Below are 16,293 nucleotides of genomic sequence, written 5' to 3'. Positions count from 1 at the left end.
CATGGAACTCGGTAGCCTGATCGCCCGCCTCAATGCTGACAGCCGCCGTGCGCTGGAACGCGCGGCGCAACGCTGCCTGCAACGCGGCCACCACTACGTTGAAATCGAGCACTTGCTACTTGAGCTGGTAGACATCGAAGGCGGTGACTTCGCCTGCTTGTTGCCGCGCTTCGGCCTGGAACGTGATGCACTGGCGGCGGAGATTAACCGAGCGCTGGAGCTGTTCAAGTCCGGCAGCACCCGCACCCCGGCGCTGTCCGCGCACACCATTGGTTTGCTGGAAGACACCGTGGTGCAAGCCAGCGTAATTGGGCTACCCAGTATTCGTTCTGGCTTGCTGCTGCTGGCCCTGCTGGACCGCGATGAGCGCCGCAGTCTGCTGCTTAACAGCGCCTCTTCGCTGTTACGCATCCCTCGCGACACCTTGCGCAGCAATCTGCAGGAATGGACGGTGCCCTCGCGGGAGCACGTTGCCATTGCGGCCCTGAATCAACCTGATAAAGCGGCTGCGAAAGCGACGCCCAACGCCTTCCTGGATCAGTACACCCAAGACCTCACCGCCGACGCCCATGCCGGTCGCATCGACCCGATTGTTGGGCGTGACGGCGAAATTCGCCAATGCATCGACATTCTGCTGCGGCGGCGTCAGAACAATCCGATTCTGGTGGGCGCACCCGGCGTCGGCAAAACTGCTGTGGTCGAAGGTTTGGCGTTACGCATTGCTGCCGGTGACGTACCACCGTCGTTGCAGGACGTCAGCCTGCGTGTGCTCGACCTTGGCTTGTTGCAAGCCGGTGCCGGGGTCAAAGGCGAATTTGAACAGCGTCTTAAAGGCGTGATTGACGCAGTGCGCAGTGCGGAAAAACCGATCATTTTGTTCATCGACGAAGCCCACACCCTGATCGGTGCGGGCGGCGCGGAAGGAGGCAGCGACGCGGCCAACCTGCTGAAACCGGCCCTGGCCCGTGGCGAGCTGCGCACCTTAGCCGCCACCACCTGGATGGAGTACAAAAAATACTTCGAGAAAGACCCGGCCCTGGCCCGGCGCTTCCAGTTAGTACAGGTCGAAGAACCGGACGAAGCCACTGCCGTGGAAATGCTGCGCGGCGTGGCGACCAAACTCGAACAGCACCACGGCGTGCAGGTTCTCGATGCGGCAATTCACGACGCGGTGAAACTCTCCCATCGCTACATCTCTGGTCGGCAACTGCCGGACAAAGCCATCAGCGTGCTCGACACCGCCTGCGCCCGCGTCGCCCTCGGCCAACACGACGTGCCACCGCCGCTGGAAAGCCTGCGCCACCGCCAGCAAAGCCTCAAAGAAGAAGTCGAACGATTGCGCCGTGAGCAAGCCACGGGGCTTGATCACCGTGAGCGCATCACGTTGTTGGAGAACGAGTCCGTCACCAATGTGCAGGCGATTCGCGAGCTGGAAATTCGCTGGAACGAAGAACGAGTTGCCGTTCGAGAACTGCTGGAAACCCGCCGCGAACTGTTAGCGTTGAGCGAACTCGCCGACAGCGACAAACCGGACGAAGGTACCGACAGCCGCATCGACTACTTGGCATCTGAACTTGTGCGTCTGGAAGCTGGACTGGACGCCATTCGCCAAGACGATCCGTTGGTGCCGGAGCAAGTCGACTCGAAAACCGTCGCTGCGGTCATCGCGGGCTGGACCGGTATCCCGGTCGGCAAAATGCTCGCCGACGAAGCCCATGCCGTGCGCACCCTCGGTCAACGTATGGGTCAGCGTGTCATGGGCCAAAAAAACGCCTTGGGCACCATCGCCCAACGCCTGCAAGCCTACCGCGCCGGACTTACCGACCCGCAGAAACCTGTCGGCGTGCTCCTGCTCCTCGGCCCTACCGGCGTCGGCAAAACCGAAACCGCCTACGCCTTGGCCGATGCCTTGTACGGTGGCGAACGCAACCTGATCAGCATCAACCTTTCCGAATACCAGGAAGCCCACACCGTCAGCCAACTCAAAGGCGCCCCACCCGGTTACGTTGGCTACGGCAGCGGTGGTGTGCTCACCGAAGCTGTGCGGCGTAAACCGTATTCAGTGGTCCTGCTGGATGAAATCGAAAAGGCGCATCCAGATGTATTGGAGGCTTTCTACAACGTATTCGACAAAGGCGTGATGGAAGACGGCACAGGGTTGGTGGTGGATTTTAAAAACACAGTGATGTTGGCCACCAGCAACGTTGGGGCTGAGTTGATTCTCGACACACCGGCTTCGGAATTGGACGGTGATGCTTTTAATGAGGCGTTGCATAAGGTGTTGTTGCAAGCATTTAGGCCGGCGTTTCTGGCGCGGATGACGGTGGTGCCTTACCGGCCGCTGGATGAGGCGACGTTGGAAGGGATCGTGTTGGCCAAGCTGGAGACGTTACGCGGGAGGTATAAAGCGGCGACTGGGAAGCAGTTTGATTTTGATAATGGGGTTGTGAAGGCAGTATTGGCTAAATGCAGCGGGGCTGGGGCTAGGGATATTGAGAGTGTGTTAATGAAACAGGTGACAGGGAAGTTGGCTGAGTGGGTGTTGGAGTGAGACTAATCGAGGTTGTTAGCCGACGAGGACACCATACACGGCCTCCAAATATAAACAAAACTGACCAGGCTTGCCGCGAACTCACGCTAGCAAAATCTAAGTCATAGTATAGATACTTGCTATATTTTAATAATAACATTTGTCATTCATCGAGAGCATAAAATGGCCTTAACAGAAGAAGATAAATCAAACGTTAGAGAAGTGATTAACAACACCGCACCAGTAGAATTGAGGATGATTATAAACAACTTGAAAGTGGTACAAGCATCAGAATATTGGGCCAAAATCAACAATTTGAGCAATAACCCGTGGAAGGACCCAAAACCCAGTAATGAAAGGATTAAGCTAATAGGTGTTGAGCTGATAAAAGTTTTTGACGAAACCACTAACAGCTTTAGTAACGACTATAACAAGTTGTACTTATCTAGTATTTCTCGGTGGGGGGACAACAAAAATTCACCCCGGGAGCTGTCTGACCTTGATCGTGCAGCCAGAATTCTGTTAAAAAAGTTTCCTGAAGAAAAATGTATCGCTGTTTGTGCATCTCCTCACGACCCTTTAAAAATACTTGTTACATCCAATCCAAGCACCTTTAACCGTGTGGAATATAAATTTACAGAGCAAAATATCTCTGTCGTCATGGCGAATCTTTTGAATGATGAAAAACCATCAGTGGAAGAAAATAATGTAAATCGAAAAATATATAATAAACGCGAGACAGATCTGGATCCTGAAGTACGTTACTGGCGCTATATATATGACATCGATAATTTTTATGGTAGCGCGATACACAACAAGCTAAAATCATCAAGCAACATATTTCTCGTTAAGGGTGATTCACCTAACGTGCATGCGGAGTTGAGACTTCTGGAGTGGATGGAGTCCAACAATGAAGTTCTCCCACCAAGATTAGAAGAAGAAGAAGAAAAAAAAGAAAACGAGGCGCGCAATCCTCAAAAGACCCCCATTAACATCGGTGTATCTCTTCGTTGCTGCGGAAAATGTTCTGCGTTTATTGCTAAGTACCGAGTGAGCAAGAATGGTAAATATCTTCCATTTGTCAGAGGCAGTCACGGCGTTTTTGATCTCAGCGGCTGGGAGCTACCAGATACTCTTAGCGAACTCACCGGAACCCTAGGTATAGCTTTAAAGTTTTTTGAACGGACTTCACAAGAATCGGGAAAGTCGCAAATGACCCATGATGCTTCAGACACCGAAGATGATTGACGGTATCTTTTGGTAATCTAACCCTTGGTCGCTATTATATAATTAACCTTTTGACGGGCGTGCAAAATTTAATGGATAGTTACCACTACCGAGACTAATTGACTATTTTTTTTCTGGTCACTGCGAACGCAACAGGTAGATACTGAATGGTCCGACCATAAACACACGCAGTCTTAAGCTTTCTTAACCTTATAACCGGTTATAATATGAGACAGCCACTTGCCTTATACATCTTCCGCTGTTAAACGTTAGCTCTCTAACCTTATTTTTTATTAGAAATACAAGCGACGCACTATTAAAATAGGCAGACCGTAAACTCAAACGAGAACAAATAGCATCCAAATAATAGAGCAAGAATTTCTTTTTCCCGCTCCCATAATTATTCTATATTTCAATTTCAGAGTTGAGTGCAATAGATGCCCCGCACCACTGATCGCAACACGCACCTCTCTCTCACAGCGACCTCGCTTTCGGTGCTTCACGCCACGTCACTGTCGGGGGAAGAAGCGCTCAACGCGCTGAGCCATCACCTTCTGCACGGCCAGTGTGACGCCTCGTTGACGCTGACAACTGCCATCGCCACCCACGTCACCACGGCCCTACACAACGACGCCCAACGCCGCCCTATCGACACCCTGGTCGCCGAAATTCGCCAACTGCCCGCCGACCGCTATCAAGTTCTGCTCCGTCCTTGGCTGTGGTGGTTAACGCTCGCCAGCAACAACCGGGTTTTCCAAAACCTCGTCACCTCAGACATCGTCACGAAAATTTTCATCGCGCACGGTTTTAGTGATTACAAGCTGTCACTCACTGGCACTTACACGCCCCGCGAATATTGCGTGCAGTACGGCGAAAGCGATTTTTCCTTCGTCTCGCGGTTGCTGGAAGAAGAAGGGATTTTCTGGTTTTTTACCCACGAGGACGGTAAACACACGCTGGTGCTGGCAGACAGCAACGACGCATTTCCGGCGATCCCCAACGGCCCGGCAGTGAAGTACCTCGGCCAAAAAATCGGTGAGCGGGAGTTGCACGGGATTCGTTCCGGGCAGGTGGTGTTACAGGCCGTTTCCGGAGTGTACTCGGCGACGGATTATGCGTTTGCCACGCCGGCCACTTCGCTCTACAGCCAGGCCGCCGCCATGGCTGGGCCGTTGTCGATGTATGAGCATCCGGGCGGTTACATCGTCAAGGCGACAGGTGATGCGTTGACCAAGCTACGGGTCGATGGCTTGCGCAGTCAGGAGAAACGTTTCGTAGGTGAAAGCGATTGCCGCTGGTTGGTGCCGGGCCACTATTTTACTCTGGCGGGACATGACGATACGACGCTGAACATCGACTGGGTGGTTACTTCGATTTCCTATGAAGTCAGCCATGACCACTATCGTAATCGCTTCGAAGCTATTCCCAAGGCCACGACATATCGACCGGGACGTGTGACGCCGAAACCGCGCATGCACACCCAAACCGCGGTTGTGGTCGGCAAGGCCGGCGAAGAAATATGGACCGACCAGTACGGTCGGATCAAGATCCAATTCCCTTGGGATCGGGACGGCAAGAACGACGAAACCAGCTCCTGCTGGGTCCGCGTGGTACTGCCGTGGAGCGGTAAAGGTTTCGGCATGCAGTTCGTGCCGCGTATTGGCCAGGAAGTAATCGTGACCTTTATCGACGGCGATCCAGATCGACCGCTGGTGACCGGCTGCGTGTACAACGGCGACAACGCCCTGCCCTATGCCCTGCCCGCGAATCAGACCCAATCCGGGATCAAAACTCAATCGTCCAAGGGCGGTGGTGGTTTCAACGAGTTGCGATTTGAGGACAAAAAAGACGCCGAGGAATTGTTCATCCAAGCGCAGAAGGACTTCAAAACCAACGTACTCAACGACACCACGGTCACCGTCGGCCACGATGAAACACTGACGGTACAGAACGCCCGCACCCGCACGGTGAAAGAAGGTGATGAAACCGTCACCCTGGAAAAGGGCAAGCGCAGCGTCACGATTCAGACCGGCAGCGACACGCTGGATGTGAAAGACACCCGTACTCTCACGGTCGGAGGCGACCAGACCCACAGCACTGGCGGCAATTACACGGACAAAGTCACGGGCAATTACAGCCTGACGGTGGACGGCAACCTGACCATCAAAGTCAGCGGCACCCTCACCCTGCAGAGCGGCGGCAGTTTTAGCATCAAAAGTGGTGCCGATCTGGCCTCCGTGGCCAGCACGTCTATCAGCCAGAAAGCCGGGACTTCATTGAGCAATCAGGCCGGTACTTCACTGGAAAACAAGGCAGGCACTAGCATGACCAACGATGCCGGAATCAGCCTAACCAACAAAGGCGGCGCCTCGCAGACGGTGGACGGCGGGGGCGTGCTGACCATCAAAGGCGGAATGGTGATGGTCAATTGAAGCCAATAAATGTGGCGAAAACCCAGGTTGTTGACGTGGTCAGCGGCGATGCGCACTTGACGGGTCAATTATGCGAGGGGCAGTTGCAAGGTCTGTTGCGTATCGACGAACACAACCGCCCGCTGGCAAACCTCAGTTACAGCGAGGGGCAGTTACAGGGCATGAGCCAGACCTATCACCCCAACGGCCGAGTGTCTGCGCAGTTACCTTATGTGGCAGACAAGCTACACGGCGTGGCCACCTATTATTCAGCCGAGGGGCAATTGCAGCGTAAGGCAGGTTATCGCAAGGGGTTGCTGCATGGCGAGGCCAGTATTCATTACCCGGACGGGCAAATGGCTGAGCGCGAACAATATCGGGACGGGGTAAAGGATGGCTTGTATGAACGTTTCCATAACAACGGCGCGATCGCGTTAAAAGCGCGTTACTTTAACGGCCTGCTGCTCGACTTAGGGCAACAATTCGCGCAAGACGGTCGACCGCTTGATAGCAAAGGCAAGCCCATCTCACGGCTGCGCTGGTGGTGGATGAACACGGCCTCGCCCGCAGAAGGTTAAGGCGTCATGTGAAATTCAAGGGATGAGCATCTGCACCTGCCCAGGCATCACCACCTTGATCACCCCGGCCCAGGTGCACATCAACATGCTGTTGGCATCCAGTGCCGGCATTTTCCCCAGCATCACTGTGGGCGCACCCGGAACCCAGGGTGCGGCTGTCACGGGGATGCACGGCATCGGTGTGAGAACACCCAACGCCGCAGCGGTTGCAGCAATAACCATCGGATTGGCGGCGCTCATGCACATGCCAAAGGTCGGGATATTAAGCATGGGAATGTGATCCATGATGTTCGCCGCCGGCATGCTACTGGTCATAACGCGGTTGATCGGCAGCACGTTAAGCGCTGCCGGGGCGGCGCCGAAGCTGCATTGCAAGATGGCGCCTGAACAGACTTGGGGGCATGACATTGTGTTGTCTCGAGCATGACGATATGGGAGTGCGTTAATTTAGACTCACTGACTTGACCTGATCAAGGTTCTCGCACCCTATGGGTGACTGAAACCATCGAAATTGTATAACTGCGGCTGCTAATCCAGCTTTCGTTCCCTGTTCATTCAGCAACATTGGCGACTAGCGCTTCAAAATATATCTTGTTGTAACGAGTCACCAGATCGCTGTCTGGCCACCGGGGCTAATCTAAGGAGTTCTGAAAAGGGTTCCAAATCTGTTGAAAGACCTCCATCACACAGTTTGAAATCGCAGGCCCAGAAATTCTTGCAGCAATTACGAGAACGACTGGCCAGAGTCGGTTTATCGCTCAATGCTTGGAAGACACGGCTGATTGAGTTTGGTCGTTTTGCTGGGAGAAATCGTAGCGATCGAGGCTTAGTTAAACCGGAGACGTTTGAGTTCCTAGGCTTCACACACTGTTGTCGGACCAACAGAAACGGTGACTTTCAAACTGCGTCTGACGGTCAAGAATCGAATGCGTGCAACGCTGCCGGTCATTCGTGACGAGCTGAAACGCCGAAGTCATGAATCCATCCGGGTTCAAGCGCAATGGCTTAACCAAGTGGTCAGCGGGTATTTCAATTACCACGCGGTGCCGGGAAGCTTGATACGTCTTGGCGGTTTTCGTTTAGCGGTGTGCCTTCTATGACGCCAGGGTCTCAAGCGACAGAGCCAGCGTAAACGGCTTCAGTGGCCAAGATACTTACCTCTTGCCGACCTCTACATACCTAGACCCAGAAATGCACACCCGTAGCGGAGGGTCGCTCCGCGTCACGTACCCAAGGCAGGTGCCGTATGCGGTAGTTCCGCGAATACGGATCTGTGCGGGGGCGGCAGGTAACTGCCGTCCCTACCGCGACCTCCGATTGTATGATCCGGACAATAGAAAAGAAATACATCGCCTTGAATGGTGGCTATGCGAGTCTAGGGAAAGGCCATCGAATCATCGACCGAAACTCCTGTTGCCAGAGCGTATCACGCTCCAAGGTTACACTGCGCGGAGCGAATCAATCGATGGATTGCCTGCGGACACGCTGCATTCAGTAACCCGTCGTCATCGATTTCCGATCCAGATTCCAAAGCGTGTTTTCTGAAAACCAGCATCACTGATCCCCTGAGTTAGGACCGTTACAGGTTGGGGCGGCGAGGCTAAGGACGGCGGGAAAAACTAGGCCTATGAACGTCAATTTATGAACAGTTACGTTAATATCGAGAGCATTAAGGCAGTAATCTCAGTCCTGTAGCTGCTCATGAACATCTGACATCGCCCACTTGTTAAATTAAATGCTATGTTAGAAATGTTCATAATGTCACCGGTACTCGTAAACCATAAAGTGCTCTGAAGTAAAAATAACCATAGATTCCCTCCCAACCGCCGAATCTGGACGAAGTACGCCTTAAACGCCGTTTGCTTCAAATTCCCGACGTCTTTTCCCCCTCTGTACGCCTCAGGCTGCATTTACTTCCAAACCTCACACATCTATTCGTTTGTGGGCCCCCATGCACATGTGCACCTTTGGTGCAATCACAGTTTAGGTAAACACCTTCGCTTTGGGCTTCGGGCTCCGGAAGGTGTGTTTATCAAACACATAAGAAGCAATGTGCTGACCCGCTGCTGCAATTGCTGATCCATCCCTTGCAACTAGATCAAATGCAGAGCGCCTGCTGTGAGCAGCCCTTGACCGTTCAAACAACTAGTTGACGTGTTCAAGTTCGCGTAATCAGAGCCACTTCAAGTCGTGCGTCACGACGAACCTTATCAGTATTTTCACGGATGATTGCCGGAATAAGGAAAGCATCTGAAAGTATATTTGGCGGGTCAGAGGTAGAGAACCTATCCATCTAGATCGCTAGCCGTCTAGAGCTGAAGATGCGTCCCCCAATTATCGCTCAATAGCGCATCCCATGACTTCATGCACAATCCGTCTAGGTCTATCCAAAAAAAGAGTGATCCCGTTCAATTTTTGATCTGTTTTTACTTTTGTTGGAATCAAAAACTAGCTTCGCCTGCGGTGCAAATAAACGGCCTTTCTAAGCCCTGCGGACTTGAAGCGCGGCGGTGGCCCAACCCCACCGAAATAACGCATCAGAACCACTTCCGAAAACCGAAAAAGACGAAGCTTTAAATCCATGCAATCGAGTCGATTGCTCAAAAGCATGCAAAAAAATCAGTAAGGAGTAAACCTGTGGAGATCCCTGCTTTTTCTTTTGTTCTCAAATATAACAACTCCGTTTTCAATTTTTGATTTCAAGGGGTGGGGAGAAATATATTTTTGCCATACGATACGTTGCGACATCCCTACATAGTTATTTCGTAAACGAGTATGGTTGTCTTTTTATCTTAAGGATGATCATGGCGAGGCACACACCTACTCTCACGCAAACGCACCTCGCTGTGCTAATCGATGCCGACAACGCTTCTGCTGCAATCGTAGAAGGACTGTTCGAGGAAATCGCCAAGTGGCGAAGAAAAAACGCCCAGACCGTTTGTTGCTGCATGCGACAAATTCGTCTATATCGAACTGCTGCGCGAAGATGTCTCCGTAGCTATAAATGGGGAACCTCCTCACGACACCGTGACGAGCGAAGCAGTTAAGCCTGGCCAACCCGTAGAGCCAAGAAAAAACCCAAAGCTCCTGTGAGTTTTATTGCTAAGGTCATGGACGATATCGCCGACGAGGATGGCTGGGCTCACCTAAGTGCGTTAGGTACCCACATCACAAAACTGAACCCCGGGTTTACCCCCGAACTCATGGCTACAAAAAGCTCAGCGACTTGATCAAAGTTGCCATTAAAAACAATGGAGAAAACGTCATTGACCAAGGAATCGTCGGATCCGCCTCAACTTTGTTTTCGAGCCCCTGTTGCTGAGGTTTTCGCAGCGGCTAAATACCTGGATGCGGCGGTAGATGCACACTTGCTTGGAAACACTGAACTCGCTTAACACTTGATTCGTGCGGCAGACATGGCCGAGGTGAGGCAGTGGACAGAGTCTCTGTGGGGCAAAGCGTGCCTCTATGTGAAACGACGCACAGTGTCCAACGCACCTCCGGTCGTGGATAAGACGACCACGATTGAACGATGGTTCTATAGTACCCGGCACGCATTAATGGCCTCCCTCTGGTCTACTCATGAGAGCACAAGTAGATCGCCAGCGAAGGTATGCCAAGTGATTGTAGATGAGACCCATGCCGGAGCTCTGCCCGACCTCTCGATAGGACAGATATAAAATAGCCCATCTTGATTTTGATTTCACATGATGAGGATCAAGTCCTACTCAGACGCGCCGATACTGATTTCGGGCAAGTTTGTTTAGTCCCCAATTATTCACTTCATTTAAAAACAACACGGAATGTAGCTCCAATGATGCGTTATACCCCGACTGTCATTTTGCAAAGAGTCGCTGCACTTCTTTGCTCTGTCACCCTCTTCGTTACGGCTGGATGTGTGATGATTCCCTATGAAACACCCGAGGCTAGAAATAATATTCAGCGAGATTTGAAGCTGAATCCAGGTGATATTCAAGCCGTGTCAGAGACCAATTGGTGCGCGCTAGGCTACGGTACCGAGCCCGTGTGCAAAATGACGCAAGGCTTAGGAGTTTTGACCAATAAAGGACTAATTTTGAGCGTCTATAAGAATAAAACCTACAAAGAGATAGGACGCGTCACTACTGAACAGGTCAATTGCGCGAAAACCGTGCTTGGTGGTGATGCTGAAGAACTATTCACGGTGTTTACTCAAAATTTTGGAGTCACCCTTGCACCTATCACCCCCGGTGGTCGATTGAACGTCCCCGCAAAAATCAAGTTCTTCAACTATCTGATGAGTCGAGGACAACCCGAATTCAAGGGCGCAGACGGTGCATTCGTTCGCAATACAGACAGGAAGCGGACAGTGGGAGGGATAGTGGCTGGTACATCCATTGCTTGGCACTTTCAGGAAGAAATATGGGAGGGTTTTAACCCCTGTCCTGTAGGTGCCTGACCGGCCAACTCACATATCAACCGGATGCGCACTTGGATCGCATGGCAGAGCAACCCGCTGCAAGAGCCCCTTGGCCATGGAAAGACATTGGCTTGAGAGTCTTGCGTTGTTACGCTGCTATGCGATCACCCTCGGGAAGTGCCCCATGTTAATGCCTGATTTCGAAGCTTTACCGTGCCGCGACCCAGATAACCAGCTTCGCAGAGGTCATGATAGGTCTCGCTCTAATCAGCAACGTTGAATCGACGGTATACAAAGGCGAGCCAACCGTTGTCGTCAAAAGGACAGCGTAACGATATAAATGGGCCCAGACATGAATGGCACTTACTTAACAGCTAACCCCTTGAGCTGAAAGCGAAAAACGAAGAGGGACTGGTCTTGGCCTGCGGTGATAGTTGCGAACACACGCCGACGACCAAGGACACAGCCCCAATGAATCGTAGACGTCAAACTCTCCAGCATCAACAGCAACGCCTTCATCGGCACGCTTCGAACTGTGATGCCTATGCTTTTTTCAATCTTCTCACTGCTCCCGAGCTGCTACAGCGCGTCGAGTCTGCACTGCCAGAATATCGGGAGCGCCTGTTTCCTCCGACTGAAACGCTGTCCATGGCTCCCGGGCGCCCGGTCGCGTTGAGGATCTCCGAGACCAACTCCCAGTCTGCATCGGAAATTGCGTATCGCTGTTGAGGATCGCTGGATGCTTGAGCAGATCGAGCGGACGGCGCTACCCTCAGATGCCTGGGTCAAGAAATTGGACAAGTTCAACCGTCTCTTCTTGCTGCCTCCAATCCATCCTCATGCACAGGAATATATGTGAACAACGAGCATCGCCCCCTTGTTAAATAACGTAGTAAATGCTGTTGCTTGTGGATTCGACGGTGCTTATGCTTCCCGGCCATTTGGCCATTCTTATAAGCCATATAGCTTCTCAATCCACGTTGCCTAAAGAGACTCACATGGACGTTGTCTAAGAAAAACCATTGGTTATCGAAAAGCCTATCGTTGCATTAGCGGCCCGCATTGGCTCTCTCGTTGCGGTCCCGATTCTCGCATCGATTTGCTATGCAGCGTTCTACCTTACCGGACTGGTTTACAGGCAGGTTTACCTTGATCGGCGTGTGTACGTAAATACCAAAGCTAAGGTCATTCCAATCAAGAATTACACAATCGAGACTTTGCCACCTAAAGACTATTTAGCGTTGACTGCTGCCGGTAAAATTGTTGGGTTTAGAAACATTAACTAGTCAACGGTGACAATCTTAACTCGAAGCCATAGAGATTAGAGAAATTAACGCCCTCCTCTGCCTTCGTTCACGTTGCGGGCGTGCGCTGTCAACTGGCGGGATTTTGTACCTGCTCGGTCGAAGACACGTTGCCCGGGCGACTTGCCTAAAAATGGCCAGTCCCGAATTGATTTGAATAGCTTGGTGGCGCCGCTTACGGTGGCGTGCGAACCAAACGTCACTCGTGCTGCGGCCCCACTAACAGTTTCGCCATCGTCCCTAAGCAGAACGGCGACCGCGCTCGATACCACGTTGGTTCAATTCTGGCGGGTGCGATCGAATGGGAAAATCAGGCCAGCGGAGTACGTCGACCCTGAGGGATTAGCCATGTGCCACCAGCGCCTCAAAAAAACCAATTACCCCATGTTCAGGAAACAGTGTTTATCGCAAATCTGCCTACTCAGTGTTACATCACTTCCTTAAGATCCGAGCCCCTGCAAAGGTGGCTGTAACTTCCAAACCAAACTCCAATCGATAACTACCGACAGGTAACGTTGGCGCGTCACGCTTGTTAATCATTCATAATAAATACGCTTTGGGGCAACTATGCACAGCAAATCACTGTCAGCCACGTTGGTGCTGACAAGCTTAATCGTGGGTCTTGGATTAACCGCAACCGCACGTGCAGATTTTGTCCAAGACAGTAAATTATCGCTGGGTATGCGTAACTTTTTTTTCAACTCTGATAACCACTCCGGTGGTGCAGATCAAAAAGAATGGGCGCAGGGGTTCAAGCTCGACTATATCTCAGGGTTTACTGAAGGCACTGTCGGTTTTGGCTTGGACGTTGAAGGTATGCTCGGTCTGCACCTTGATGGCGGCAAAGGCATGCACCCGGCGATAAATACTTTTACTCCGAGTAAAAGTGACGGTTCGGCGCAATCCACCTGGGCCAGTGCTGGTGCTACGGCCAAGGCGCGCGTCTCCAAGACTGAAATTCGTTATGGCAACACGCTGACCCCGGCCCTGCCGATCCTGATGGCCAACGATGGGCGCCTGCAGTTGCAGACCTTCGAGGGGGGCATGATCACCTCCAAGGAAATCGATAACCTGACGCTGACCGGTGGCCAGATCGAAGGCGTCAAAGGCCGCGCCTCGACCAACACCACCGGTTTATCAGTATCCGGCGCAACCCACGGCAGTAATAAATTCCGTTTTGCCGGAGGCGACTGGAAGGTCAGCAGTGACCTGACCCTGCAGTATTACTTCGCCAATATGGAGAACTTCTACTCGCAGAACTTCTTGGGACTGGTGCATGTGCTACCCATCACCGACGACTCTTCGTTCAAGACCGATCTGCGCTACTTCAAAAGCACCTCGGACGGACTCAACGGTGACGCAGGCTACAAGTTCAATAACAACGGTGGCTACGCGAAGAACAATGGCAAGGTGGACAACAACACCTGGAGCACGATGTTCACCTACTCCTTGGGCAACCAATCGCTGATGCTGGGTCGAACTCAGGTCTCTGACAACGGCGGTTTCGTCTGGAACAACGACGCCACCGAGACTAACAAGTACGGTAATAACGAAGGTGAAGGCGGCTATAGTTTTTATCTGTTCAACGACGCTACCGTCGGTAGTTTCGTCCGAGCGGGTGAGCACACCAACTTCGGCCAGTACAGCTATAACTTTGCCAGTCTTGGCATCTCCGGCCTGAAGGCGTCAATCAGCTATCTGCGAGGCGAAAATATCAAAGCAGTCGACGGCCAGGGGACCGATCAACACGAGTCGGAAATCGACACGCGCGTCGACTATGTTTTGCAAAACGGCCCTTTGAAAGGCTTTGGCACTACCCTGCGCCACGGTACTTACCATGCAGGAACCACTGGGGCTGCTAACCTGGATCAGACCCGATTGTTCTTCAACTACACGTACAATTTCTTCTGATTCAACACAGGGTCAAACCATTAGCAGGCAACTCACCAAACGTGATGGTCAAGTTTTTGGCATCACGCCTTTTCTCCGACCCGATCTATTAAATCATTCGAAATCAAGTGTGGCTGAGGGTCCTGGCCTTCAGCCACGTTCAAAAATGCTCGTCGCTCCTCCCCCGCCAATAAATTTCGCTTGGCCGTGTTCAAAAGAGGTGTTTCAGCCCGCAGTTTGAATTTAAAGAAGTCGGCTGCCATTTCCGCGAGGGTGCTCAAGGTTAACTCCTGACTAATGCGCCTTTCGGAGCACGTCGATGCGAAAATATGGATATAGGATTCAGCGCCAATTTCCAGTTGTTGAGGACGCTGGACCTGATCCGGTGCAACGATCAGACCATCGTCCAATCTAAGAACCTGCCATCTATCGGAGAGCTGAAGACTACGAAGCTTAACGTTTGATAATCCCTTTCTCCAACCTGATCTCAGGTCCGTTGCTCAAGCTAGCACCCACGGCGCGGCACCCATGATGGTAGAAATGGCTCGGCGCTCATTTGCCGCCAATGACATCAAGGAGCGTGCCGCTGCCACACCCGCGCGCATCGATGCTGTACGGGCACGATGGCGGACATCACACGAAAACAGAGCAGCCATTGCAAGTCGGTTTTATTCGGCATATCTTGTACAAAACCTATACAAGGTATGTATCAATGTATAACGCCGAGCAATGGCCACTGACACTCTACTTTGACGGTGAATGCCCGCTCTGCGCTCGAGAAATAAAGCTCCTGCGCCGACGTGCCATAGAGGCTCGACTGCTGTTGATTGACATCAGCAGCGAGGACTTCAATGCCAGCGCGCTGGGGTTCACTTTCGAGCAAATGCAGTCCTCACTTCATGCCAGCTTTGCCGATGGCAGATGGGTTACGGGTCTGGACGCTACCCTATGGAGCTGGCGAGCAGCCGGGTTGGGCATCTGGGCCACCCCACTGACATGGCGTGCGTTGCGACCGTTGTTTGAACTCGGCTACAGCCTGTTCTGCCGCCTACGCCCTCATTTGGCATGGCTGCCTCACCCTGATGGCGGCCGTCGCTGTCTCGACGACCGGTGCACGATACCGGAGCTAAATTCCGCGCCAAGCGCCCCGTCTGATGTAAAACGAAAACAGACCTAGTCCAGATGTTACAGGTGACGTTGCTTTCCAGCGTCGGTCTGCGGGAGAGACAGAAAAAATGACAGAATTCTTGCGGATGAATTCCCTTGGCGATGACTATCGAGTCTTAGTGATAGGCGCCAGCGGAGCACTTGGTTCGGCCTTTTGTGAATTGCTCAATCAGGATCCACGTTGCTCAGGGGTTCGAGAGTTGGGACGCAAAAGTTCTCCGCGGTTGGACCTGGAGGAACCTGAGAGTATCGCCAAGGCTGCAGCTGAATTGGCCAAAGAGGCGCCGTATCAGTTGATCTTGCATGCCGCAGGTTTGCTCCATCGTGGGGAAATAAAACCTGAAAAAAGTTATGGCGCTATTGAAGACGATGCGTTCAAGGCCGTATTTCAAGTGAATACGTTTGGCCCCGCTCTGGTGTTACGCCACTTCTTGCCATTGCTTGACCCTCATGGAGCAATGGCGCTGCTGTCTGCAAAGGTCGGGAGCATCAGCGATAACCGCTTGGGCGGTTGGTACGCCTATCGCGCGTCAAAGGCGGCGTTGAATATGCTGATTAAAACGGCCGCAATCGAACTGGCACGAACCCGCCCCCAGTCGCGCTTGCTGAGTCTCCATCCCGGTACGGTTATTTCGGACCTGTCCCAACCCTTTCGTGGCGCCGCAGCGGCAAGACCGGCAAGCGTCGCTGCGCAAGAGCTGCTGTCGCTGATTGACCGGTTGGGGCCTGCCGACAGCGGCAATTTCTTTGCTTATGATGGAGAGCGCCTACCCTGGTAGGCAGGGAG

At 52.5% G+C, this 16,293-nt stretch carries 11 protein-coding genes and 2 pseudogenes; 11 read left to right on the top strand and 2 right to left on the bottom strand.

Annotation, left to right across the window (positions count from 1 at the left end; translation table 11 throughout):
- Position 1 precedes the first annotated feature (1 nt).
- From tssH to QN378_RS06470, 4 genes are all read left to right on the top strand, one after another.
- Positions 2-2,551: a type VI secretion system ATPase TssH gene (gene tssH, locus QN378_RS06485; RefSeq protein ID WP_323548369.1), complete on the top strand. Its 2,550-nt coding sequence runs from the start codon at positions 2-4 to the stop codon at positions 2,549-2,551.
- 162 nt (positions 2,552-2,713) lie between these two features.
- On the top strand, positions 2,714-3,778 hold the full coding sequence (locus QN378_RS06480; RefSeq protein ID WP_322203519.1) for a nucleic acid/nucleotide deaminase domain-containing protein: 1,065 nt from the start codon (positions 2,714-2,716) through the stop codon (positions 3,776-3,778).
- A gap of 416 nt (positions 3,779-4,194) precedes the next feature.
- The gene (gene tssI, locus QN378_RS06475) at positions 4,195-6,189 is read left to right on the top strand and encodes a type VI secretion system tip protein VgrG (RefSeq protein ID WP_322203518.1); all 1,995 of its coding nucleotides are present in this window, start codon (positions 4,195-4,197) and stop codon (positions 6,187-6,189) included.
- 11 nt (positions 6,190-6,200) lie between these two features.
- Positions 6,201-6,746 carry a toxin-antitoxin system YwqK family antitoxin gene (locus QN378_RS06470; protein ID WP_322206866.1) on the top strand — a complete coding sequence of 182 codons (546 nt, stop codon included), beginning with the start codon at positions 6,201-6,203 and terminating at the stop codon, positions 6,744-6,746.
- 15 nt (positions 6,747-6,761) lie between these two features.
- Here QN378_RS06470 and QN378_RS06465 read toward each other — a convergent pair whose 3' ends face one another.
- Entirely contained in the window at positions 6,762-7,154 is a 393-nt protein-coding gene (locus tag QN378_RS06465) for a DUF4280 domain-containing protein (protein WP_323548367.1), read from the bottom strand.
- A gap of 482 nt (positions 7,155-7,636) precedes the next feature.
- Between QN378_RS06465 and QN378_RS06460 the strand changes: the two genes are divergently transcribed.
- The 5 genes and pseudogenes from QN378_RS06460 to QN378_RS06440 all read left to right on the top strand — a co-directional run bounded on the left by QN378_RS06460 (position 7,637) and on the right by QN378_RS06440 (position 14,360).
- The gene (locus QN378_RS06460; RefSeq protein WP_322203516.1) at positions 7,637-7,846 is read left to right on the top strand and encodes a hypothetical protein; all 210 of its coding nucleotides are present in this window, start codon (positions 7,637-7,639) and stop codon (positions 7,844-7,846) included.
- A 1,704-nt stretch (positions 7,847-9,550) separates the two neighbouring features.
- Positions 9,551-10,068: pseudogene (locus tag QN378_RS06455) on the top strand (NYN domain-containing protein).
- 492 nt (positions 10,069-10,560) lie between these two features.
- Positions 10,561-11,184 (top strand): hypothetical protein, encoded by a 624-nt coding sequence (locus QN378_RS06450; RefSeq protein WP_322203515.1) that lies wholly within the window; start codon positions 10,561-10,563, stop codon positions 11,182-11,184.
- A gap of 432 nt (positions 11,185-11,616) precedes the next feature.
- Positions 11,617-11,796: pseudogene (locus QN378_RS06445) on the top strand (IS4 family transposase); the annotation flags it as partial.
- Positions 11,797-13,016: 1,220 nt separating this feature from the next.
- Positions 13,017-14,360: an OprD family outer membrane porin gene (locus QN378_RS06440; protein ID WP_323548366.1), complete on the top strand. Its 1,344-nt coding sequence runs from the start codon at positions 13,017-13,019 to the stop codon at positions 14,358-14,360.
- A 62-nt stretch (positions 14,361-14,422) separates the two neighbouring features.
- On the opposite strand, the gene QN378_RS06435 is transcribed toward QN378_RS06440, so the two are convergent.
- On the bottom strand, positions 14,423-14,749 hold the full coding sequence (locus QN378_RS06435; RefSeq protein WP_323548365.1) for a hypothetical protein: 327 nt from the start codon (positions 14,747-14,749) through the stop codon (positions 14,423-14,425).
- 302 nt (positions 14,750-15,051) lie between these two features.
- On the opposite strand from QN378_RS06435, the gene QN378_RS06430 reads away from it, so the two are divergent.
- Positions 15,052-15,516 (top strand): DUF393 domain-containing protein, encoded by a 465-nt coding sequence (locus tag QN378_RS06430; protein WP_323548363.1) that lies wholly within the window; start codon positions 15,052-15,054, stop codon positions 15,514-15,516.
- A gap of 58 nt (positions 15,517-15,574) precedes the next feature.
- Complete coding sequence (locus QN378_RS06425) at positions 15,575-16,285, top strand: SDR family NAD(P)-dependent oxidoreductase (protein WP_323548362.1); 711 nt, start codon at positions 15,575-15,577, stop codon at positions 16,283-16,285.
- Positions 16,286-16,293: the final 8 nt, after the last annotated feature.

Origin of the sequence: Pseudomonas sp. 10S5 (assembly GCF_035019745.1) — a bacterium.
In the GTDB taxonomy this organism is placed as follows: domain Bacteria; phylum Pseudomonadota; class Gammaproteobacteria; order Pseudomonadales; family Pseudomonadaceae; genus Aquipseudomonas.
The sequence above is the reverse complement of the archived record's forward strand: the minus strand, read 5'-3'. Positions and strand labels throughout refer to the sequence as shown.

What these genes read in the sequence shown, in the direction of transcription:
- tssH (WP_323548369.1), top strand. Translation starts at nt 2, where the DNA reads ATGGAACTCGGTAGCCTGATCGCCCGCCTCAATGCTGACAGCCGCCGT.
- QN378_RS06480 (WP_322203519.1), top strand. Translation starts at nt 2,714, where the DNA reads ATGGCCTTAACAGAAGAAGATAAATCAAACGTTAGAGAAGTGATTAAC.
- tssI (WP_322203518.1), top strand. Translation starts at nt 4,195, where the DNA reads ATGCCCCGCACCACTGATCGCAACACGCACCTCTCTCTCACAGCGACC.
- QN378_RS06465 (WP_323548367.1), bottom strand. Translation starts at nt 7,154, where the DNA reads ATGTCATGCCCCCAAGTCTGTTCAGGCGCCATCTTGCAATGCAGCTTC.
- QN378_RS06450 (WP_322203515.1), top strand. Translation starts at nt 10,561, where the DNA reads ATGATGCGTTATACCCCGACTGTCATTTTGCAAAGAGTCGCTGCACTT.
- QN378_RS06440 (WP_323548366.1), top strand. Translation starts at nt 13,017, where the DNA reads ATGCACAGCAAATCACTGTCAGCCACGTTGGTGCTGACAAGCTTAATC.
- QN378_RS06430 (WP_323548363.1), top strand. Translation starts at nt 15,052, where the DNA reads ATGTATAACGCCGAGCAATGGCCACTGACACTCTACTTTGACGGTGAA.
- QN378_RS06425 (WP_323548362.1), top strand. Translation starts at nt 15,575, where the DNA reads ATGACAGAATTCTTGCGGATGAATTCCCTTGGCGATGACTATCGAGTC.